The organism is Micromonospora sp. DSM 45708 (genome assembly GCF_039566955.1).
In the GTDB taxonomy this organism is placed as follows: Bacteria; Actinomycetota; Actinomycetes; order Mycobacteriales; family Micromonosporaceae; genus Micromonospora.
Window position 1 is genome coordinate 4,606,654 of record NZ_CP154796.1, and the last position, 21,010, is coordinate 4,627,663.

The window sequence follows — 21,010 nt, forward strand, 5'->3', positions numbered from 1 at the left end:
CCCGCCGAACAGCGGAATCTTCGCCCAGCGGTGGGCAGCCGGCCGTCGGCCACAGCACTCCAGCGCGGCCGTCGTGCGTGTTCTCGTACCCATCGAAGCTCCTCGGCGGTGAAGGGGCGGGGACCGGGGCTAGTGCTCGGTGTGCCCGAGGGCGGGTCGCCCGAGGAGGCGGACGCTCGGGCGCGCGGCGTGCAGCTCCAGCACGACGATCTCGTTGTGTCGCGTTCGCAGCAGGGGTGCGGGGACGTAGAGGGTGCGCTGGGGTCCGCGGCTCCAGTACCGGCCGAGGCAGAACCCGTTGATCCAGGCGACACCCTTGCCCCAGGACGAGGTGTCGAGGAACAGGTCCCGGCCAGGGTCCGTGACGGCGAACTCGGCACGGCAGAACACCGGACCGGACAGCGACGATTCGACCGGGTGGCCGTCGCGCACTGCCCGCGTCACCGTTTCGATGTCGTCGAGCCGTAGCGGGCGCACCGTCCAGGTGTCGATCGTCGCGCCGTCCAGCCCGGCGGGGCCGATCAGTCCCTTGGGTTCACCGGTGCGCGGCCCGTAGTTGACCCGGCCGAGGTCCTCGACGAGCAGCTCCACGAGGTCGCCGTCGTCGGCCCGGATGCCGATCATCCGCTCGCCGTGGTCACGGCTGAGGACGCCCCGGCTGCGTCGGTCGACGAACACCTGCGCCCGGTCGCGGACCTCGGCGACACTCAGCACCCCGTGGCCGGACGGCGGCAGGTGCGGGGTGTAGAGGGTGAATCCGGTGTACTGGCCGATGTCGTCGGCGGTGGGCAGGTACGGGTAGGTCGACGGTTGGCCGAGCAGGTCGAGCACGTCCCACAGGGCCAGCGAACGGGTGAACCTGGCCTCGACCGGTGGAGCGGGCGCGGTGGGCGCGGCGGGCGGTGCCGGCGGGACGTCGGCGTGGCGCGCGATCACCTCCCGGAAGGCCCAGTACTTGGCGGTGGGGATGCCGGCCTCGTCCAGCGGCGCGTCGTAGTCGTAGCTGGTCACGACGGGCTGGTAGATGCCCTTGTCGTTCGCGCCGTTGGTGAACCCGAAGTTGGTGCCGCCGTGGAACATGTAGATGTTGACCGACGCGCCGCTGGACAGCAGCGCGTCGAGGTCGGCGGCGGCCTGGTCGACGTCGGTGGTGTGGTGGTGGCCGCCCCAGTGGTCGAACCAGCCGTCCCAGAACTCCGCGCACATCAGCGGTCCGGTGGGCTGGTGTGCGCGGAGCGTGGCCAGCCGCTCCCGGGGGCGCGAGCCGAACGAGGCGGTCCGGTGCAACTCGGGCAGTCCGCCGTCGCGCAGCATGTGATCGACCGGCTGGTCGACGGTGGTCAGCGGCACCGTGACACCGGCACGGCGGGTCAGCTCGGTGAGCGTCCGCAGGTAGGCGTGATCGTCGCCGTATGCGCCGTACTCGTTCTCGACCTGCACGAGGATGAGCGGTCCGCCGGCGTCGATCTGCCGTGGGACCAGGATCGGGGCGAGTGCCTCGTAGTACTCGGTGACGGCGTCGAGATACCGGGGCTCGGTGCGCCGGATGCCGGTCGTCGCGTCGCGGAACAGCCAGGCGGGCAGTCCTCCGTTGTCCCACTCCGCGCAGATGTAGGGGCCGGGACGGACGAAGGCGTACATCCCCTCCTCGGCGACGAGATCGAGGAACCGACCCAGGTCGAGACCGCCGTCGGTGCGGAAGACGCCACGCTGTGGGCTGTGGGCCTGCCAGCAGACGTACGTCTCGATGGTGTTGAGTCCCATCTGGCGTGCCTTGCGGATCCGGTCGCGCCACAGCTCGGGATGGACGCGGAAGTAGTGCAGGGCCCCGCTGAGCACGCGGAAGGGCCTGCCGTCGAGGAGAAAGTCCGTCGCACCGATGTCGAAGGTCGTCACCCGCGGTCACCTTCCCGGGCGTCGACCGCCCCGCCGGCGGTGATGCGGTGCAGTCGGCCGGGCTCGGCGCCGGTGGCCTCGAGGAGCAAATCGAGTCCGTCGCGCAGCCAGGCGGTGGGGACGATGAGCAGATCGCCCCGCCCACCCCGGAGGGTGGCACCGGGCGGCGGCGCGCCGATCCAGACGCGGCCGAGGTGGTGGCCGCCGGCGAGCGCGGTGGCCAGCAGCGCCTCACCGGCGAACCGGACGATGACGTTCGCCTCGTCGGCGACCACCAGGTCCGCCGTGCCCAGGTGCAGCCACCGGGCCTGTCCGGCGGGGACGGTGAGCGGCAGTTCGGCGTCGCCGAGCCGGGCGTCCCGGCGGCCGGCGAGGAGTTCGGCGGTGGCCTGCCGGGCGATCTCCCAGCGGTCGATGAGGTGTCCCCGCAGCAGGCCGAGTCGGCCGACGGGCTCGCCCCACATGCGGCGGGCTTCGATGGTCAGCTCGTCGCCGTCGTGCAGGTCACCGAGGTACAGCACCGGTGCGAGCGGGGTGATCGCGCCGCGTGGCATGCCGTTGACCGCGACGTCCAGCCGGGCCTGGCACCCGGTGGCGCGCAGCGCGGCCGGACCGGGACGGTACAGGGTGCGCCGGTGGCGTAGGGTCTGCGGAAACCGGCCGGACATCCAACCTCCGATGTCACCGCGCGGTGGTGGGGTGGTCCCGACCGCCGGTGGCACACCGGCGTCCAGGAACCATCCGGAGGACAGGTCGGCGACGTCGGTGACGGCGAGCACGCCGGCGACACCGCGCAGCGCGCCGAGGCGCAGCGACGGCAGGCGGCCGTCGTCGAAGTTCGAGTGGCCCCAGACCCGGGTCGTCACCCGCAGTTCGGTGTCCGGGTCGGTGACGATGTCGGTGAAGGGGATCCACAGGTCGGTGCCGCCGTTGGCGACCCAGCCGCGGGAGGTGCCGGCGACCTGGACGTCGATGACGTCGGCGGCGCCCCGCAGCACGAGTCCGGTGACGCCACGGAGGTCCGTGACGGTGCGGTAGCTGCCGGCGCCACGGTGGACGCCGAGCCGTTCCAGGGGCACCGCCTCGATGTCCCGCGCGACGGTCCGCCAGGTGGCGGGGGCGCTGTCGGTGGTCGACGACCGGGCGGTGGTGACCTCCCGGCTGGTGGCCGGTGGAGGCGGGGGCGGCGGCTCGGCCGGCTCGACCACCAGCGTGACGCTGCCGGCGGCGGTGCCCACCACCACCGACCCCTCCGAGCCGGTCACCCGGAGCAGGTCGGGGCGGCCGGTGGCCGGCTCGACCCGTATGTCGCCCTCCGGGGTCGCCGACCAGTCGCCGGTGACGCGCAGCAGCAGTTGCGCGTCGGGACGGCCGGCGAACCTGGCGATGACCTGTCCCGGCCGCTCGACCAGGCCGGTCAGCTCGGCGCTCGCCTCGACCAGCCGGCCGGCGACACCGGGCAGCGGCAGGTCGCGCACCAGGAGCAGGCAGGTGGCCGCGGGCACGGTCACGGCCGTCGCGCCGACCGTGCCGGTGGTGTCGGCGTCGGTGAGGTTGGTCAGGGACAGCAGTTGGCCGCCGCCGTGCAGGTCGAGGGCGTACGGCGCGACGGCCGTCTCGCCGTGCACGTCGTCGGCGACTCCCGCGGGCACGGCGGCGGCGAGGCGTGGGCCGAGCGCGTCGATGAGCGCGGCGAGACGGCGGGCCTCCGCCGCGTCGGCCCGCTCGGCCCCGGTGGGGTCGAGAACGCCACCGAAGTCGTAGTCGTGGGTCATGAAGGCGAGCAGGTCACCCCAGTTGTTGACTGAGGTGCCGTACTCGCCGTTCCAGCCCGAGGCCTGAAGGTACGGGCCGAGCAGACGCGCACCGCTGGTCAGCAGGCGTTTGAGCGTGCGGTGCAGCCGGTTGGTCTCGGTGACCAGTAGCGGCAGGTCCTGCTTGCGCAGCGCGGCCTCGAAGTAGGCGGCGTGCGCCTCGACGTCGGTCGCCTCGTCGTCGGGGTACAGGTTCACCGCCGGGACGGCATGGGTTGCGCCGCCGGCGGCACGCTCGATGTCGCCCTGGCCGGCGCAGGCGACGAGCGGGACGGTGACGCCGTGCCGGCGGGCGGAGCGCACGAGCACGTCAAGGTATTCGGCCGGGTCGTCGCAGTCGAAGAAGTCCAGCTCGTTCTCGACCTGCACGAGCAGCACGGCGCCGCCGTCGGGGTACTGGTGCCGCTCGAGGATCGGCATGATCTGCCCGTACCACCGGTCCACCTCGGCGAGGTAGCGCGGCTCGTGTTGCCGCACGCGTAGCCCTTCGGTCAGCGTCAGCCAGGCGGGCAGGCCGCCACCGTCCCATTCCGAGCAGATGTAGGGGCCGGGGCGGGCCAGCACCAGCAGCCCGGTGTCGCGGGCCAGGTCGAGGAAGTGCGCGATGTCGCGCTGCCCGGTGAAGTCCCACTGCCCCGGTTCGGGTTCGTGCAGGTTCCAGGGTACGTACACGTCGACCGCGTGGTAACCGAGCCGGGCGACGGCGGCCAGCCGGTCGCGCCACTGCTCCCGGGGCACCCGGAAGGGAAACAGCGAGGCGCACAGCAGCACCCGGGGTACGCCGTCGATCCGCAGTTCGGTGCCGGCAAGTTCGATGCTTCTCATTTCAGACCCGCGCTTCCACTGACGACACCGGCCTCGTAGAGGTATTTCTGGCCGAAGTAGTAGACGGCCACCATCGGCAGGATCAGGATCAGCGCGCCTACCATGACCATGTTCCAGGGCGGGGTCTGGGCGCCGGAGCTGGTGGCCGAGAGCACCTGGATGCCCAGGGCGAGCGGCATCTTCTCCTCGCTGTTCAGGTAGATGAGCGGGCCGAAGAAATAGCCCCAGTTGAAGGTGAACGTGAAGATCGCGACGGCGACGAGGACGGGCTTCATCAGCGGCATGATGATCCGGCGGAACAGCCCGAAGTGGCCCAGGCCGTCGAGCATGGCCGCCTCGTCGAGTTCGGCGGGGATACGGGTGATGAACTGCCGGATGAGGAAGACGTTGTACGCGTTGGCGAAGAAGTTGGGGACGATGATCGGCAGCAGGGTGTCGATCCAGCCGAGGTGGCGGAACAGAATGAACTGGGGAATCAGCAGCACCTCGGCCGGGATCATCATCGTCGACAGCAGCACGCCGAAGAGGACGTTCTTACCGGGTGCCCGCAGCCGGGCGAAGCCGTAGGCGACCAGCGCGCTGGAGAGGGTCATGCCGACGCAGGACACGACGACGATCACCGTACTGTTGAGCAGGAACCGTCCGATGGGGATGTCGGCGGTGAAGGCCCGGACGAAGTTGCCGAACTCGAACTCGGTGGGCAGGAACCGGAAGGACATCTCGCGGGTGGTCTGATCGCTGGACAACGCGATCGACACCATGAAGACCAGCGGCGCCAGCAGGACCGCCGAGACGACGGTGAGGATGGCATACCGGGTCGCGGCGCGGCTCGCCCGCACTGCTCGTACGCTCACGAGCGAACCTCCGACTCGTAGAAGACCCAGGCCCGGGACGAGCGGAGGATTCCGGCACTGAAGATCATGATGATGAGGAACAGCACCCACGCCAGCGCGGACGCGTAGCCCATGTGGTAGAAGCGGAAGGCGTTGTCGTAGACGTAGGGCACGAGCATGAGGCTGGCGTTCGACGGCCCGGACTTGCCGTCGGTGAGCACGTACACCTGCGAGAAGACCTGGAACGCGGCGATCATGCCGGTGATCAGGTTGAAGAACAGGACCGGCGTGACCAGCGGCACCGAGATGCGCCAGAACCGTTGGGTGCCGCCGGCCCCGTCGAGGCGGGCGGCCTCGTACAGTTCCGGCGGCACGCTCTGCAGGGCGGCGATCAGCAGGATGGTGCCCGCACCGACCTGCCACAGCGACAGCAGCACGATCGCGGGGATGACCCAGTCCTCGTCGAGCAACCACGCCGGCCCGTCGATACCGAACCAGGAGAGGAAGCCGTTGACCGGTCCGGTCTCCGGCGCCAGCAGCCAGCGGAAGATCATCGCCGAGGCCACCAGCGGCACCAGGGCCGGAAGGTAGACGACGGTGCGGAAGAAGCGCGCTCCAGGCATCGGCCGGCTCAGCAGATTCGCCAGGGCCAGCGCGATGAGCAGCGACAGCGGCACGGACGCCACGGCGAAGTAGAGGGTGTGCCGCAGCGCCGGCCAGAACAGCGGATCTTCGGTGAACAGTTGCGTGTAGTTGGCCAGTCCGACGAACGTCGGAGTGGAGAACGAGTCCCAGTCGGTGAAGGACAGCCACAGCGACGCGAGCATCGGTACGGCGGTGAACACCACGAACCCGAGAAGCCATGGTGACACGAAGGCGTAGAAGATCCACTTTTCGCGACGTCGCCGCAGTCGTACGGGCCGGCGCGAGGGGGGTGCGGCGACGATCGCCATGATGGTCCCTTCTCGGTCCGGGGGCGGGCAGGGACGCTGCCCGACCCCGATCGATGGCGATGTCAGCGGATGATGCGTTCCAGGGACTTCTGGACGCGGTCCAGGCCGGCCTGCACCGAGTCCTCGCCCTTCCAGACCGGCGTCATGCCGTCGGTGAACGCCTTCTGCATCTCCTTCCATTCGGGCACCAACGGCGGGCTGTAGATCACCGGAGCGGATTCGGCGAACGCCGCCAGGTTCACGCCCCGGGTGTTCCAGGTCGGCTTCTTGAACGCCTCCGAGGCGACCGCCTCCAGATTCGCCGGCACGTCGAGACCGCTGGTGACGATGGGCAACTGCCCCTCGACAGAGGTCAGGTAGGCCACCAGGCGCGCCGCCTCGTCCTTGTGCCTGCTGCGGCTGGACACCGCCAGGCCGCTGCCGAAGGCGGGCACCGCGCTCTTCCGGCCATGCCACAGGGGGGCGATGTCCCACTTGACCCTGGATTCCTTGAGCGACGCGATGTTCCAGAACCCGGTCGTCACCATGGCCAGCTTGCCCTGCTCGAACAGCGCGTCGGGCTTGCCGTTGTCCAGACCGGCGTTGGCGTAGTCGATCGGCGACGGCGCGGAGTGGTCCTTGAGCACCACGTCGTTGTAGAACTGCAGCGCCTCGACGTTCGCCGACGAGTTCACCACCGGGGCGCCGGAGGCGTCGAGCACTCTTCCGCCGTTCTGGTACATCCAGGTCATCGTCCAGGGCCACCAGTCGCCGGCCGCGTACCCCCAGGACTTCACCTTGCCACCGTCGCGGACGGTGAGCTTCGCCGCGGCCTCGCGGAACCGCGTCCAGTCCCAGGTGCTGTCGGGGTAGGCGACGCCCTGGGCGTCGAAGATGTCCTTGTTGTAGTAGACGACCATCGCGCCACCACGGTCGGGCGCCGCCCACAGCTTGCCGTCGGTGGAGTAGGTGTCCAGGGCGCCCTGCCCGAAGCGGCCGACCGGGTCGACACCGGCGCTGGCCAGCCGGGGCTTCAGATCCTCCAGCTGGCCCTTGCTGGAGTAGACGTTGACCGCCTCGTCGATCATCAACACGTCTGGCGCCTGGGCGCCGGCGAACATCGTCTGCACCTTGGTGTCATAGTTGTCGTTGTCGATCTGCACGAGCTTGACGTCGATTCCGGGTAGCGCCTTCTTCGCCTGGGCCAGACGCTGTTCGAAGACGGCCTTGTCGTTCTCGTTGCCGCGGATGGTCAGGGTCAGGGTGGTGCCGCTGGCGGCGGGCTCGTCTGAGCCGCAGGCGGTGAGGCCGGCGGCGGCCAGGCTGGCGGCCAGCAACGCCGCGACGACCCGGCGGAGGGCAGTCGGTGGTGCGAACATCGGCGGATTCCTTTGTGGTGGGGGTGGCTCAGCCGGCCGGTTGCCGGCGGGAGGAGATCGGGGTGTCCGTCGCGCCGTCGGGCATCGATTCGAGGTAGCCCTCCAGGGCGAACGCGGCGGCGCCGAGGCTGACCGAGTTGCCGCGCGGGTGTTGCAGGTCGAGGGCGAGTCCCGTCATCGGAACGGCGAGGGCGTGGGCCCGCAGGTGAACGCGGGCCCGTTCGAGCAGTTGCTTGCCGAGCAGGCCGGCCACCCAGCCGCCGAGCAGCACGATGTCCGGGTTGAGCAGGTTGACGATCGAGGCGGCACCGACGCCGAGGTAGCGGCTGGTGCGCTCGACGACCTCGAGCGCCGTCGGGTCACCCTGGTCGGCGGCCTCGGCGATCGCGGTGACCGTGGCGGTCTGGTCGTCGCCGTGCAGCAGCGGGCTGCCCGGGGACGTCTCCCGCAGGGACTGCAGGATGCCCGGGGCTCCGACGTACGCCTCGACGCAGCCGCGTGAGCCGCACCGGCACGCCCGGCCATCGGCGACGACGACCGTGTGCCCCCACTCTCCGGCGCTGTTCATGCGCCCGCGCAGCACCCGGCCACCGAGCGCGATGCCCGCGCCGACCCCGGTGCCCAGGTTGAGCACGACGAAGTCCTGTTCCCGGCGTTCCGGGTGGGACCACATCTCGGCGATGGCCAGGGACTTCAGGGGATTGTCGAGGAACAGGGGCGCATCGACGGAGTCGGCCAACAGGGCGCGGAGCGGCACGTCGTGCCAGTCCCAGTTCGGGGCGAACACCGAGGTGCCGCCGACCGGGTCGACCTGACCGGGTGCGGAGACGCCGACCCCGAGCAGCGGTCGCCCCTCGTGCCGGGCCCGCTCGGCGGCGATCACCTGCTTGACCCGCTCCACGACGTGGTCGGGGCTGCGCTCGTGCACGTCGATGTCGCACTCGGTCGACGAGATCGGTTCGAGGGCGGCGTCGAACGCCTCGGCGTGCACGTAGGTCTCGGCGATGTCGATGCCCAGCAGGAGCCCGTGTTCACCGTTGAGGGACAGCTTCGCCGTCGGGCGGCCCGCCGGGGCCCGCTTCAGGGCCACCTCGGCGATGACCCCGTGCTCCAGCAGGGCGGAGCAGATGGTGGCCACGGTGGCGAAGCTCAGGCCGGTCAGTTCGGCCAGTTCGCGACGACTGGCGTCGCCGTGGGCGTGGATCGACCGGACGACGGCGAACGAGTTGCGTCGACGGATGTCTGCGGCAGTGCGCACGGTGGCTCCCGGTTGATCGATGTTCGGCTGCTTATTCTGAGTACCGGAAATACTACTGTCAAGACTAGTTATTTGAGTCGTAATAATGCACCCTGCTTCGTACCGCCCCGGCGCGCACCGCAGCGCCCACCACCACCCGGGCGGTCGTCCGATCCCCCAGACCACCGGCTCCGTAGCCCTCGGGCATCCGTGGATCGGACGCAGAACTCCTGACGGAGGCATGGATGAGACGCACCACGACCCCATCACTACTCGGCGCCCTGCTCCTGACCGTCACCACGGGCGCCGTCGCCCTCACCCCGTCCCCCGCGATGGCGTCGACGGCGATCACCTCCCCGGTCAACCCCAACCTGGTCCTGCAGGACGAATTCCAGGGCTTCGGCACCTCGCTGGCCTGGTGGAGCGACGTCGTGGGCGGGTGGAGCGAGCCCGCCCGCTCCCAGTTGATGGACTACCTGTTCACCGACTCGTTCACCAGGGACGGGCAGACCGTGCAGGGAATCGACCTCAGCATCGCCCGCTACAACGCCGGCGCGAGCGAGCCAGGGGCGAGCTACCCGGTGGTCGACCCCCACCTGCCCACGCGCAACGGCGCCTGGATCGACAGCCTCGTGCAGGCCGACGGCAGCTACAACTGGAACGTCGACGCCAACCAGCGGTGGGTGCTGGCGCAGGCCGCACAGCGCGGCGTCGGCACCTTCGAACTGTTCGCCAACTCCGCGCCCTGGTGGATGACCTACAGCGGGAACCCGGCCGGGCGGTACTCGTACAACTCCCCCGAAGGCTGCTCGCACAGCAACCTGCGACCGGAGTACCAGGACGACTTCGCCGCCTACCTGGCCACCGTGGCGGACCGCTTCGCGACCGTCGGCGTCAACGGCTCCGGCAGCCCCAAGATCAATTTCCGGACCATCGAACCGTTCAACGAACCGTCAAACGGTTGGTGGTGCTGGGGCAACAACCAGGAAGGCACCTATCTGACCGCCGCCGAGCAAAGCTCGATCATCACCAACCTCCGGTCGGCGCTGCGCACCCGCGGCATGAACACCGACATCGCCGCCACCGACAGCAACAACTACGCCGGCGTGGTGTCGGAGTACGACGCGCTGTCCGACGCCGCCCGCGCCGAACTCGGCCAGGTCAACGCCCACGGGTACGCCGGCTCCGACGCCGCCCCGATCCGCGACCGGGTCCGCGCCCGCGACCTGCGCTTCTGGCAGTCCGAGTGGGGCCCCGCCGGCTGGGGCGGCTACGACATCACCTCGGAACTCGACGCCGGGCTGGAACTGGCCACCCGGGTCACCAACGACCTGTCGTACGTCGGCGCCAACGGCTGGCTCTACTGGCAGGCCGTCGAGGACAGCTCCCGTGGCAGCGGCCCCGGCTACTGGGGCCTGATCCAGGCGCCGCTGGACGGGTCCGCGCAGACCTACGCCATCCAGAAGCAGTTCTACACCCTCGGCCAGTACAGCAAGTTCATCAAGCCCGGCTACCAGATCATCGACGCCGGCAACGGCAAGTCCGTGGCCGCGTACGACCCGGCGAGCCGCAAGCTGGTGCTGGTCACCTACAACGACACCGCCGAGACGCTGCCGGTGAACTTCCAGCTCAACCGGTTCGCCACCAGCGGCGCCACCGCACAGGTGTGGCGCACCTCCGCCACCGAGAACCTCGCCCAGCTCGCCCCGGTCACCGTCAACTCCGGCACGCTGGCCGCCTCCGTACCCGCCAACTCCGTGGTGTCGTACGTGCTGAGCAACGTCGGCTACAACGCCGCCGGCAGCACGGCGGAAGTCGTCAACGACTCGGCCGCCGCCTACTCCGGCTCGTGGCAGGACGCCGGCTACAGCGGCGGCGCGGTCGGCGCGTACGGGCTGTGGGACCAGGACGAGCACTCGTCGCAGAGCGCCGGCGCCACCGCGACGTACACGTTCCAGGGCACGAAGGCGTCGCTGTTCGGCACGCTCGCCCCGTCCAGCGGCCGGGTCGGTGTCTCGGTGGACGGCGGCGCGGAGACCACGCTCAACCTGTACAACACCGTGCGGCTCGACGGCGTGCAGGTGTGGAGCAGTCCCGCCCTCGCCGCGGGACGGCACACCGTGCGGGTCCGGGTCCTCGGCCAGCCGGGCACGACCGGCGGCGGGGTGTGGGGCAACGTCGACCGGCTCGTGGTGGAGGACTCCGCCTGGACCGACTGCGCCGCCGACGGTCAGACCTGCGCGTTCACCGGCACGTCCGAGGTCCGCTACGGCGCGGACGGCGACTACGTGCGCGGCGTGCACACCGGCGGTGTCGCCTGCACCGGCACGGTGTTCGGGCACACCACGCCGGGCGCGGAACGCTGCTGGCGCCGGGACGTGTCCAGCACGCAGCTCGTGGCGATGCACAGCCAGCAGTGCGCCGGGGTCAGCGGCAGCGGCACCGCCGCCGGCACCGACGTCGTGCAGTGGACCTGCACCGGCGGCAGCGAGCAGCGGTGGTCGCTGGAGAAGACCACCGGCGGCTACCGGCTGCGGCCCTCGCACGCGAGCACCATGTGTCTGGACGTGGCCGGTGGCGCCACCTCCGCCGGCGCGAACGTGCTGCAGTGGACCTGCGGCAGCGCCGCCAACCAGGTCTGGAACCTGACGTACGCGCGGGACGGCTACTACCGGGTGACCCCGAGTCACGCCACCGGCATGTGCCTGGACGTGGCCGGTGCCGCCACCGGTCCCGGCGGCGACATCGTCCAGTACACCTGCAACGGCTACCCCAACCAGCTGTGGAAGCTGGCCCGGTCGTAACCCACCTGAGCACGGGGCCGTCGCGGCGGTGACCCGCCCGCCGCGACGGCCCCGACCTCCCGGCACCGCACCCAGCCCCGGGCAGCCCGCCCAGGAGGAGGCACCATGAACCCGCACCTGAACCGTCGGCAACTGCTCAGAGGCACCGCGCTGACCGTCGCGGCCGCCACCACCGCACCGGCACTACGTGGCCCGCAGCCGGCCTCGGCATACTCCGTGCCGTCCCGGATGGCCTGGTGGTACGCCGCCCGCTTCGGCATGTTCATCCACTTCGGCAGCTACTCCCACCTCGGCCGGGGAGAGTGGGTCTTCAACAACGAGTACTGGAGCAAGGCCGACTACCAGACCCAGGTGTCGGCGAGATTCACCCCGTCGGCGTTCAACGCCGCCACCATCGTCGGCCTGGCCAAGTCCGCCGGGATGAAGTACCTGGTCATCACCGCCAAGCACCACGAGGGCTTCGCGATGTGGAACTCCACCGTCGCCGGCTTCACCGACGTCACCGGCAGCACCGACTACGACCTGCGCGACTACGCCGGATACCAGCCCGACCTGCTCGCCGCGCTCAAGGCCGAGTGCGATCGGCAGGGCATCCGGTTCGGGCTCTACTACTCGATCCTGGACTGGAACCATCCCTCGCAGACGATCCGCCGCACCGACACCGTCTTCTCCACCATGGCCTCACCCGAGGCGCGGACCGCGTACATCACCGACATGAAGGACCACCTGCAGGAACTGCTCGACCGCTACGACCCGGCGATCATGTGGTTCGACGGGGACTGGTGCAACAACCCCGCCTCGCCCACGGCCGACGACTGGTGGACCGAAGCCGACGGCCGTGACCTCTACAGCTGGTTGCTGGCCCGAAAGCCCAACCTGATCGTCAACGAGCGGGTCAAGCGCGACCTCGGCCTCGGCGACTTCGCATGCCCGGAGGAGCAGGTCCCGGCCCGGCCGCTGGCGCGCCCGTGGGAGACCAACTGCACCATGAACGGCGCCTGGGGCTACACCGAGAGCCGGGAGAACTCCTACCGCTCCCCCACCACGATCATCCAGGAACTCGTCACCGTCGTCAGCCGCGACGGCAACTACCTGCTCAACATCGGTCCCCGCGGCGACGGCACGGTCACCACCGGCTCCACCGCGATCCTGACGGCCGTCGGCACCTGGCTGGGCGCCCACGGCGACAGCATCTACGCCACCACCGGCAACCCGTTCACCTTCGAGCCATGGTGGGGCCGGTTCACCGCCAAACCCGGCAGGCTCTACGCCCACGTGTTCACCTGGCTTACCGACGGCAGACTGAACATTCCCCGGCTGCAGAACACCATCCGCCGCGTCTACCTGCTCAACGCCCCGACCACCGCACTCGGCTACACCGTCAACGGCAACTACCTGACCGTCACCGTTCCCGCCACCGCCCCCAACGCCCACGCCGGTGTCGTGGTGGTCGAGGTCGACGGGGCACCGGCGCCCGCCGCCACCCCGGCCATCGTCTCCGGCGCCCCCTACAAGCTGATCTGCCAACGCAGCGGCAAGGTCCTCGACAACGGCAACACCGCCGGCGAGGGCGCACCGGTGATGCAGTGGACCGACAACGGTGGGGCACCGCAACGGTGGACCATCACCGACATCGGCGGCGGCTACCACAAGCTCACCTGCCAGCAGAGCGCCAAGGTGCTCGACAACGGCAACACCGACGGCGAGGGCGGCACGGTCGTGCAGTGGACCGACAACGGCGGCCGGCCGCAGCACTGGAGCATCACCGGCGTCGGCGGCGGCTACCACAAGCTCGTCTGCCAGCGCAGCGGCAAGGCCCTCGACAACGGCAACACCGACCGCGACGGCAGCTGGGCCGTCCAGTGGACCGACAACGGCGGCCCGCAACAGCACTGGCAGCTCGTCCGGGTCGGCTGAGGCCGTACCCACGTCCGGTCCTTCACCCACCGTGTCCGACGGGAGATGAACCAGCGCCACCGACCACCACCCACCACCACCGTTCGAAGGGAAACCGTCCATGGCAGGAACACGACGATGGACAGCGGCGGTCACCGCCGTACTCGTCTCGCTCGTCACCGTGCTCACCGCGAGCCCGGCACTCGCCGCGCCCGCCACCCTCACCCCCGGGGCGATCTGGTACGACACCAGCGGCGCCCGCCTCCAGGCGCACGGCGCCGGCATCTTCAAGGTCGGGTCGCTGTACTACCTGGTCGGCGAGGACAAGACGGCCGGCTCCACGTTCACGGCCGTCGCCTGCTACTCCTCGACCGACCTGGTCACCTGGACCCGCAGGCCAAACGCCCTGGTCAGAGGTCAGGCGGACAACGGCACCGGCGATCTGGCCGCCGGGCGGATCGTCGAGCGACCCAAGGTGATCTACAACAGCGGCACCGGCAAGTACGTCATGTGGATGCACATCGACAACAGCAGCTACGGCGACGCCCGCGCCGGGGTGGCCATCAGCGACACCCCGTGCGGCCCCTACACCTACCTCGGGTCATCCCGCCCACTCGGCTACCAGAGCCGGGACCTGGGGCTGTTCAAGGACGACGACGGCACCGCCTACCTGCTCACCGAGGACCGCGCCAACGGGCTGCGCATCGACCGGCTGTCGACCGACTACACCAAGGCCGTCGCCGTGACGGCGCTGCTGCCGACGCTCGAATCCCCGGCCATGGTGAAGGTCGCCGGACGGTACTTCATCTTCGGCTCACACCTGACCGGCTGGTCCAGCAACGACAACAGCTACGCCTCGGCCACCTCGCTCAGCGGGCCGTGGAGCAGCTACGCCACCTTCGCGCCCGCCGGGAGCAAGACGTTCAACTCGCAGACGTCGTTCATCCTGCCGGTGGCCGGCAGCACCCGGACCAGCTACGTCTACCTCGGCGACCGGTGGAACGCCGCTGACCTGAACAGTTCCCTGCCGATCTGGTTGCCGATCACCTTCACCGCCGGCAGCGCCGCCATGCCGTCGTTCTACGAGAGTTGGAGCATCGACACGGCCACCGGCGACTGGGTGCCGGTCAGCTTCTCGCTCGTCGGCAGCCAGTCCGGCCGGTGCCTGGACGTCACCGACAACACGTCGACCTGGGGTGCGCAGGCCGAACTCTGGGACTGCAACGGCGGCGAGAACCAGCAGTGGCTGCCGACCTCTGCCGGTGAGCTGCGCGCGTTCGGCAGGTCCGTCTGTCTCGACGTCCTCAACCAGGGCACCACGCCCGGCTCCACGGTCGGCATCTGGGGCTGCAACGGCCAGACCAACCAGCGCTGGACCCTCAAGCAGGACGGCACGATCGTCTCCGCCCGGTCCGGGCTGTGCCTCGACGCGTCCGGCGGGGGAACCGGCAACGGCACCGCGCTGATCGTGTGGACCTGCAACGGCCAACCGAACCAGAAGTGGACCAGGAGGTAACACTTTCACCGCGTCCCGTCGTGGCGGTCGACGGACCGGGCCCCGCCTCGACCTGAGATCGCGGCCCTGACCAGCGGAGACGCCGGTCAGGGCCGCTTCTGGGGCAAGCAGCGCAAGACGCCCCAGCGTTTCGGGGCGGGTTGTCAACCCGACATGCTCAGGGATGCCGCGCCTTATCAGCGGCAGAAGAGTGGCTCCGGCCGTCCACATCTGCGGGACCGGCTGCAGTACCGTCGTGCCGTGCATTTCGTCTATCGCTCCCACTACGAGGGCCGGTTGAGCAAGCGGGTCCGGCGGCTGCCGGACGAGACCGTGCTGAATTGGTTCCGGCGAGGCTGGGACTGCGACGATCCGGAGTCCTGGGTCGAGGACGAGCTGGGCGGTGACGTCTACGGCCTCGATTCTGTCTTCGAGGCGGCGCGGAAGCACGGTCTGTCTCGGCCGGCAACGACCAGCGAGCTGCGCGAGCTCCTGCATGAGCACTTGTACGTCGAGGGTGACGAGGACGTCATCCGCCTCGACGATCACAGCCTTCGGGTACGGACCGATGACGACGAGGTGGAACTGGCCTACTTCTTCCTCGATGACGAGGTGGTCGCGACCGCCCACGACCGGTTGGCATACCTGTTCCAGTCGTGGCCGTTGCCTGGTGCGGGAGGTGAGTTGACGTCGTTCGTCGCCGATGTGCCGGTGACAGTCGTTACGCCCGCCAGTAACGGTGACGCCAGCACGTACGCGGTGTTCCTCACGTTCTACGACGGCGAAAGCCTCGCCTGCTCCCAGCCGCTGGTATTCCCGAGGGTCGGGTTGTGGGAACTGGCCGGACATCTCCGGACCGCGGACCCCGACAGCGGTGCAGCATGGCCACCCGAGCTGCTGGTCCTGCGAGCGCTCGTCGCGCCCGAAGAAGACGCCATCACCCCGGCGCTGGACCGGTGTAACAGATGGCCCGGCTTCAACCTCAACGCCGACCCGTGGCCCAACCTGCCTAAGAAGCACGGCGCCGCCCACGGCGAAGCCATGGAGCTTCTCACAACGGGCCGATACGTCGACGGCCGACGCCCCGACGCATCGCGCATCAAGGTCGACGAACATCTCGCCCAAGTCACCATGCACTGTGGTCAGTCATTCGGGTACCAGCAGTGGTTCCTGTTCGACACCGTGTGGGCGGCCACTCACCCCGACCTGGCCCAATCACTGCTGCGCTACAGCAACCACTGGGATCCACTCGAGGACTGAAACCAGCCGAGCCATCAGCTCCGATCGTCGGGACGAGCGGATGCTGATCGGGCGTGCGGCCAGCGGCAGATCCGGATGCCTGATCAAGCCCGCCCCTACCTCCTGCCGCGCGAGCTCATGGCACGGGCTGAAGCTGAACGAGGATCATCCAGTTGTCACCAGCGGCGTGGTATGTCGCACGGACGCGGCACTCGCCCCGACGTAGATCGATCACGAGGTGATTGTCGGGTTCCAACTCCGCTCCGGGCCGCGCCGAATCAAACACCACGATTGGCCCCTCCACCACCCAGCGGACATCCTCATCCGCGTCCCAGCTCACGCCATCACGTACCGCTCGGGGTCACGTCCGCGCTGGTGGTGTAAGAGACGGCCATCGCGGGATCCTCCAGCAGCTCCTTACCGCCCTGCCCTGCGGATACTCCCCTACCAGGCGACATAGAGCGCCGTCGACGGCCGCCCCAAACGGTTGAGCACTCCGCGTGGTTCAACGCCGTTCAGTGCGTCCGCCTGCTCCCAACCCGCTCCCCCGATGTCCGGCAGCCTCAGTCGTGGTCGGTGCTGGCCTTCCGCGCGCAGTCGTCCGGTTGCCGCTGACCGACTTGAGCTGCACCGACCCGGTCGAGTGCCGCACGGGCCGGACCGTAATGCCGCAACGACTTGGGCGCTGTGCAGGCCCTCGCAGCTCGTCCACTCATGGCTCCCACAATGCGAGACGACGAGCTGCGCAGCAGGACGCCCGGCACCCGGATCCATCGACCACCACCGAAGTTGCCGGACATCCCCAGAACTCCCTCTTGACGTGCTGTTATACCGGCCCCTACAGTGGCGCAAACCGGTTTGCCAAACCGGTTTGCGTAGGAGGTGGAATGTCGGTCTCGATCAGTGACGTGGCCGCTCGGGCCGGAGTCAGCCGGGCGACCGTGTCCCACGTTCTGAGCGGCAACCGGCCGGTCAGTCAACGGGTCCAGGATCTCGTCCGGGAAGCCATGCGCGACCTCGGCTACGTGCCGAGCCGGACCGCGCAGAACCTGGCCCGGGGCACCACCCGCACCCTCGGGCTGCTGGTGCCAGACATCGGCAACAGCTTCTTCGCCGAGCTGGCCAAGGGAGTCGAGCAGACCGCGATCGAGCGGGGCTTCAACGTGCTGCTCGGCAATACCGGCTGGACCTCCGAGCGCGAGCTGTTCTACCTGGAGACCTTGAAGTCGCAGGCCGTCGACGGGGTGGTCTACGCGGCCGGCGCCCCGGCCCCGACCCCGCACCTCGCCGAGCTGCTCGCCGGCATCCCGATGGTGGCGGTGGACGAGGAGCTGGGCGAGCTGGCCGCCGCCACCGTCGTGTCGGACAACCGGGCCGGCGGCGTGCTCACCGCCCACCACCTGGCCGGGCTCGGGCACCGCCGGGCGGCGGTGATCGGGGCCAGCCCGGATCTGGTCAGCGGCATCCAGCGGGTCGACGGCTTCGTCGCCGCCTGGATCGAGCTGGCGGGGCGGGCGCCGACCGTGGTCAAGGGCACCTTCGAGGAGGAGTCCGGCTACCAGGCCGCCGTCGAGCTGACCAGCCTGATCCGCGCCGGCGAGGTCACCGCCATCTTCGCCCTCAATGACCTGGTGGCGCTGGGCGCGCTGCGGGCGCTGCGGGAGGCCGGCCTGACCGTGCCGGTCGACTGTTCGGTGGTCGGCTTCGACGACATCTGGGCCGCCCGGCACGTCACCCCCGGCCTGACCACCGTCCGGCAGGACGCGGTCGGCATGGGATCACTCGCCGCGACCGTCCTGCTCCGGGTGCTCGGCCACCCCGGGTCGGACGCCGAGCCCGGACGGCACGTGCTGCCGGTCAGCCTGACCGAGCGGGGCACCACCGCCCCGCCGCCGGCCACGACAGGAGGTGACGACCGTGACGGTCATTGAGATCGAGGACGTCAGCAAGGAGTTCCGGGCCCGTCGGGGCGACGTGCTGGCGCTGTCCCGTACGACGTTGCGGATCGAGAAGCACCAGGTTGTCTGTGTGGTTGGGCCGAGCGGATGCGGCAAGACGACGCTGCTGAACCTGATCGCCGGTTTCCTGCACCCGAGCGCCGGCCGACTGCTGGTGGACGGTCGACCCGTCACCGGGCCGGACAGCTCCCGGGCGGTGGTCTTCCAGTCCGACGCGGTCTTCCCGTGGTTGACGGTACGCCGCAACGTCGAGTACGGGCTGCGGCTGCGCGGGGTGGACCGGGCGACCCGACGCGAGCGGGTAGACCGCTACCTGGAGCTGGTCGGGCTGGCCGACTTCGCCGAGGCGTACCCCAAGGAGCTCTCCGGCGGCATGCGCAAGCGGGTCGACATCGCCCGCGCGTACGCCTCCGGCCCAGAGGTCCTGCTGCTGGACGAGCCGTTCGGGGCGCTGGACATCTTCACCCGCGAGGCGATGTGGCTGGCGCTGCACGCGGTCAACGTCGCCGAGCCGAAGACCATCGTCTTCGTCACGCACGACATCGAGGAGGCGCTCTTCGTGGGCGAACGCGTGATCGTGATGACGCCCCGACCGGCCCGGGTCCACCAGGACATCACCGTGCCGTTCGACCGCCGCGCCGACCTGGACCTGCGGGGCAGCTCGGCCTTCCAGGACCTGCGAATCCAGATCTCCCGGAGCCTGCGGGAGGTGTCGGCGTGACCGCGACCGAGGCACAACTGCCCCGTCCCCGCTCCGGCGACCGGTCCGCCCTGGTCGGGATCGGGCTCGGCGCTGGGGTGATCGTGGCGCTGCTGCTGCTCTGGTGGACGTTGACCGACCTCACCGGCACGGTGAAGCCGCTCTACTTCCCCGCCCCGAGCGAGGTGCTCGCCGCCGTACAACAGATCTGGCGCAGCATGCTCCCGGACGCCGCCGCCACCCTGTTGCGGGTCCTCTTCTCCTGGCTGCTCGGCTCGACCGTCGGGGTCTTGGTCGGGCTGCTGATGGTCCGCTCCCGGGTGCTGCTCTTCACCCTGACCCCGTTGATCGAGGCGCTGCGGCCGGTGCCGCCGGTGGCCCTGATTCCGTTCGTCATCCTGTGGTTCGGCATCGGTGACAGCGGCAAGCTCTTCCTCGGCTCCCTGGCCTGCTTCATGGTCATGGTGGTCAACACGATCGTGTCGGCGAACAACGTCAGCCCGGTCTACGGTCGCGCGGCCCGCTCGCTCGGTGCCCGCGAGGGGCAGGTCTACCGGACCGTGATCCTGCCCGCCATCGTCCCCGAACTCGTCTCCGGGCTGCGGATCGGCAGCGCGCTCGCCTTCGCGGTGGTCGTCGCCGCCGAGTTCCTCGGCGCCGAACAGGGCATCGGCCGCCTGATCATGCAGGCCAGCCGGACGTTGAACACCCCCGTGGTGCTGATCGGCACCATCGTCATCGCCATCGAGGCGGTCCTGGTCGACCGGCTCATCAAGATCGTCAGCGCCCGCGTCACCCGTTGGTCCGAAAGCTCTTCCTGAACGTCGGTCTGGAAGCTCTTCTGAGAAGGAGCACGACTATGTCATTCCCCCACTCGGCCTCCCGGACAAGCCGGAAGCTGGCCCTCGGTCTCACCGTCGCCGCGCTCGCCCTGGCCGCCACCGCCTGCAACTCCGACGCCGACTCCGGCCCCGCCGAGGACGGCACCACCACGATCCGGCTGGGCATCTCCCCGTTCCAGGACACGATGATCCCGATCATCGCCGAGGAGAAGGGGTGGTTCAAGGCGGCCGGGCTCAACGTCGAGCTGAAGTCGCTCGCCTGGGACGCCATCATGCCGGCGGTCGCCTCCGACGGCGTGGACGCCGCGATCAACAACACCACCGGCGTGGTCTCGGTCGCCAACAAGGCGACCAACGTCGTCTACTGGTACGCCTGGAACCCGTTCACCGAGGGCTCGGCGCTGATGGGCAAGAAGGGCTCCGGCCTGAAGTCCCTGGACGAGTACGTCGCCGGTGGCCTCTCCGAGGCCGACGCCCGCGCCGAGACGTTCAAACAGCTCAAGGGGCGGACCATCGTCACCACCATGTCGACCGACATGGGCAAGCAGGTGGTCGCCGCGCTGGAGTCGGTCGGGCTCTCCCAGAAGGACGTCAAGATCGTCGACCTGGACCCGGACCAGGGGCTGGCCGCGTTCCTCAGCGGCACCGGGGACGCCTATCTCGGGGGCATCCCGCAGCGGGTGCGGGCGACCGCCGAGGGAATGCCGGTGCTCGCCTCCGGCCCGGACCTCGCCCCGCCGCCGATCAACGGCCTGGTCACCACCACCGACTTCGCCACGGCGAACGAGGAGGCGCTGCTCAAGCTGGTGAACACCTTCCACCGGATCGTCCGGTACTGCGACGCCAACACCGCCGAGTGCGGCAAGATCATCACTGACCGGCTGAACAAGGACACCGGCGCGAACCTGACCGTGCAGGGCTTCCAGGACTTCTGGCAGAAGTTCGAGCTGTACGCGCCGAACGCCAAGGCGACCAAGGAGCTGATCCTCGACCCGGGTGGCGTCTCCTACTGGAAGAAGACCTGGGACGGCGACAACTCCTACCTGACCTCGAACGGCTCCATCCCCAGTGCGGCCGACGCCGGCAAGCACTTCCTGGTCGAGCAGACCTGGAACAAGTACGTCGAGAAGTTCGGCGCGGACGAGACCGGCTTCTGACGG

At 69.7% G+C, this 21,010-nt stretch carries 15 protein-coding genes; 8 read left to right on the forward strand and 7 right to left on the reverse strand.

Translation table 11 applies throughout. The features are described 5' to 3' along the window. Positions 1–129 precede the first annotated feature (129 nt). The 6 genes from VKK44_RS19480 to VKK44_RS19505 form a co-directional block, all read right to left on the reverse strand. Positions 130–1,896: a glycoside hydrolase family 35 protein gene (locus VKK44_RS19480; protein WP_343442592.1), complete on the reverse strand. Its 1,767-nt coding sequence runs from the start codon at positions 1,894–1,896 to the stop codon at positions 130–132. Beyond that, the gene (locus VKK44_RS19485; protein ID WP_343442593.1) at positions 1,893–4,535 is read right to left on the reverse strand and encodes a beta-galactosidase; all 2,643 of its coding nucleotides are present in this window, start codon (positions 4,533–4,535) and stop codon (positions 1,893–1,895) included. The genes VKK44_RS19480 and VKK44_RS19485 overlap by 4 nt, the downstream gene beginning before the upstream one ends. Next, the gene (locus VKK44_RS19490; protein ID WP_343442594.1) at positions 4,532–5,389 is read right to left on the reverse strand and encodes a carbohydrate ABC transporter permease; all 858 of its coding nucleotides are present in this window, start codon (positions 5,387–5,389) and stop codon (positions 4,532–4,534) included. Before VKK44_RS19490 ends, VKK44_RS19485 begins: the two co-directional genes overlap by 4 nt. Next, complete coding sequence (locus VKK44_RS19495) at positions 5,386–6,240, reverse strand: carbohydrate ABC transporter permease (RefSeq protein ID WP_343442595.1); 855 nt, start codon at positions 6,238–6,240, stop codon at positions 5,386–5,388. The genes VKK44_RS19490 and VKK44_RS19495 overlap by 4 nt, the downstream gene beginning before the upstream one ends. Positions 6,241–6,383: 143 nt before the next feature. Then, positions 6,384–7,679, reverse strand: coding sequence for an ABC transporter substrate-binding protein (locus tag VKK44_RS19500; RefSeq protein ID WP_343442596.1), 1,296 nt, complete (start codon positions 7,677–7,679; stop codon positions 6,384–6,386). Positions 7,680–7,707: 28 nt separating this feature from the next. Beyond that, positions 7,708–8,937 (reverse strand): ROK family transcriptional regulator, encoded by a 1,230-nt coding sequence (locus VKK44_RS19505; RefSeq protein ID WP_343442597.1) that lies wholly within the window; start codon positions 8,935–8,937, stop codon positions 7,708–7,710. Positions 8,938–9,161: 224 nt separating this feature from the next. On the opposite strand from VKK44_RS19505, the gene VKK44_RS19510 reads away from it, so the two are divergent. From VKK44_RS19510 to VKK44_RS19525, 4 genes are all read left to right on the forward strand, one after another. Next, on the forward strand, positions 9,162–11,720 hold the full coding sequence (locus tag VKK44_RS19510; protein WP_343442598.1) for an RICIN domain-containing protein: 2,559 nt from the start codon (positions 9,162–9,164) through the stop codon (positions 11,718–11,720). A gap of 105 nt (positions 11,721–11,825) precedes the next feature. Further along, the gene (locus VKK44_RS19515; RefSeq protein ID WP_343442599.1) at positions 11,826–13,637 is read left to right on the forward strand and encodes an alpha-L-fucosidase; all 1,812 of its coding nucleotides are present in this window, start codon (positions 11,826–11,828) and stop codon (positions 13,635–13,637) included. A 100-nt stretch (positions 13,638–13,737) separates the two neighbouring features. Further along, the gene (locus tag VKK44_RS19520; protein WP_343442600.1) at positions 13,738–15,132 is read left to right on the forward strand and encodes an RICIN domain-containing protein; all 1,395 of its coding nucleotides are present in this window, start codon (positions 13,738–13,740) and stop codon (positions 15,130–15,132) included. Positions 15,133–15,372: 240 nt separating this feature from the next. Further along, a complete protein-coding gene (locus VKK44_RS19525) occupies positions 15,373–16,371 on the forward strand; it encodes a hypothetical protein (RefSeq protein ID WP_343442601.1) in 999 nt (332 codons plus the stop codon). A gap of 115 nt (positions 16,372–16,486) precedes the next feature. On the opposite strand, the gene VKK44_RS19530 is transcribed toward VKK44_RS19525, so the two are convergent. After that, the gene (locus VKK44_RS19530; protein WP_343442602.1) at positions 16,487–16,690 is read right to left on the reverse strand and encodes an Imm21 family immunity protein; all 204 of its coding nucleotides are present in this window, start codon (positions 16,688–16,690) and stop codon (positions 16,487–16,489) included. A 601-nt stretch (positions 16,691–17,291) separates the two neighbouring features. Here VKK44_RS19530 and VKK44_RS19535 point away from each other — a divergent pair. From VKK44_RS19535 to VKK44_RS19550, 4 genes are read left to right on the forward strand one after another with little or no spacing between them, the layout of a single operon-like run. After that, positions 17,292–18,281, forward strand: coding sequence for a LacI family DNA-binding transcriptional regulator (locus VKK44_RS19535; protein WP_343442603.1), 990 nt, complete (start codon positions 17,292–17,294; stop codon positions 18,279–18,281). Beyond that, positions 18,268–19,029: an ABC transporter ATP-binding protein gene (locus VKK44_RS19540; RefSeq protein WP_343442604.1), complete on the forward strand. Its 762-nt coding sequence runs from the start codon at positions 18,268–18,270 to the stop codon at positions 19,027–19,029. The genes VKK44_RS19535 and VKK44_RS19540 overlap by 14 nt, the downstream gene beginning before the upstream one ends. Next, the gene (locus VKK44_RS19545; protein WP_343442605.1) at positions 19,026–19,829 is read left to right on the forward strand and encodes an ABC transporter permease; all 804 of its coding nucleotides are present in this window, start codon (positions 19,026–19,028) and stop codon (positions 19,827–19,829) included. The genes VKK44_RS19540 and VKK44_RS19545 overlap by 4 nt, the downstream gene beginning before the upstream one ends. A gap of 38 nt (positions 19,830–19,867) precedes the next feature. Further along, positions 19,868–21,007: an ABC transporter substrate-binding protein gene (locus VKK44_RS19550; protein ID WP_343442606.1), complete on the forward strand. Its 1,140-nt coding sequence runs from the start codon at positions 19,868–19,870 to the stop codon at positions 21,005–21,007. The last annotated feature ends 3 nt before the right edge of the window (positions 21,008–21,010 follow it).

Excerpts from the sequence above, each read along its gene's own strand:
- VKK44_RS19485 (WP_343442593.1), bottom strand. The coding sequence starts at position 4,535 with ATGAGAAGCATCGAACTTGCCGGCACCGAACTGCGGATCGACGGCGTA.
- VKK44_RS19500 (WP_343442596.1), bottom strand. The coding sequence starts at position 7,679 with ATGTTCGCACCACCGACTGCCCTCCGCCGGGTCGTCGCGGCGTTGCTG.
- VKK44_RS19510 (WP_343442598.1), top strand. The coding sequence starts at position 9,162 with ATGAGACGCACCACGACCCCATCACTACTCGGCGCCCTGCTCCTGACC.
- VKK44_RS19515 (WP_343442599.1), top strand. The coding sequence starts at position 11,826 with ATGAACCCGCACCTGAACCGTCGGCAACTGCTCAGAGGCACCGCGCTG.
- VKK44_RS19520 (WP_343442600.1), top strand. The coding sequence starts at position 13,738 with ATGGCAGGAACACGACGATGGACAGCGGCGGTCACCGCCGTACTCGTC.
- VKK44_RS19550 (WP_343442606.1), top strand. The coding sequence starts at position 19,868 with ATGTCATTCCCCCACTCGGCCTCCCGGACAAGCCGGAAGCTGGCCCTC.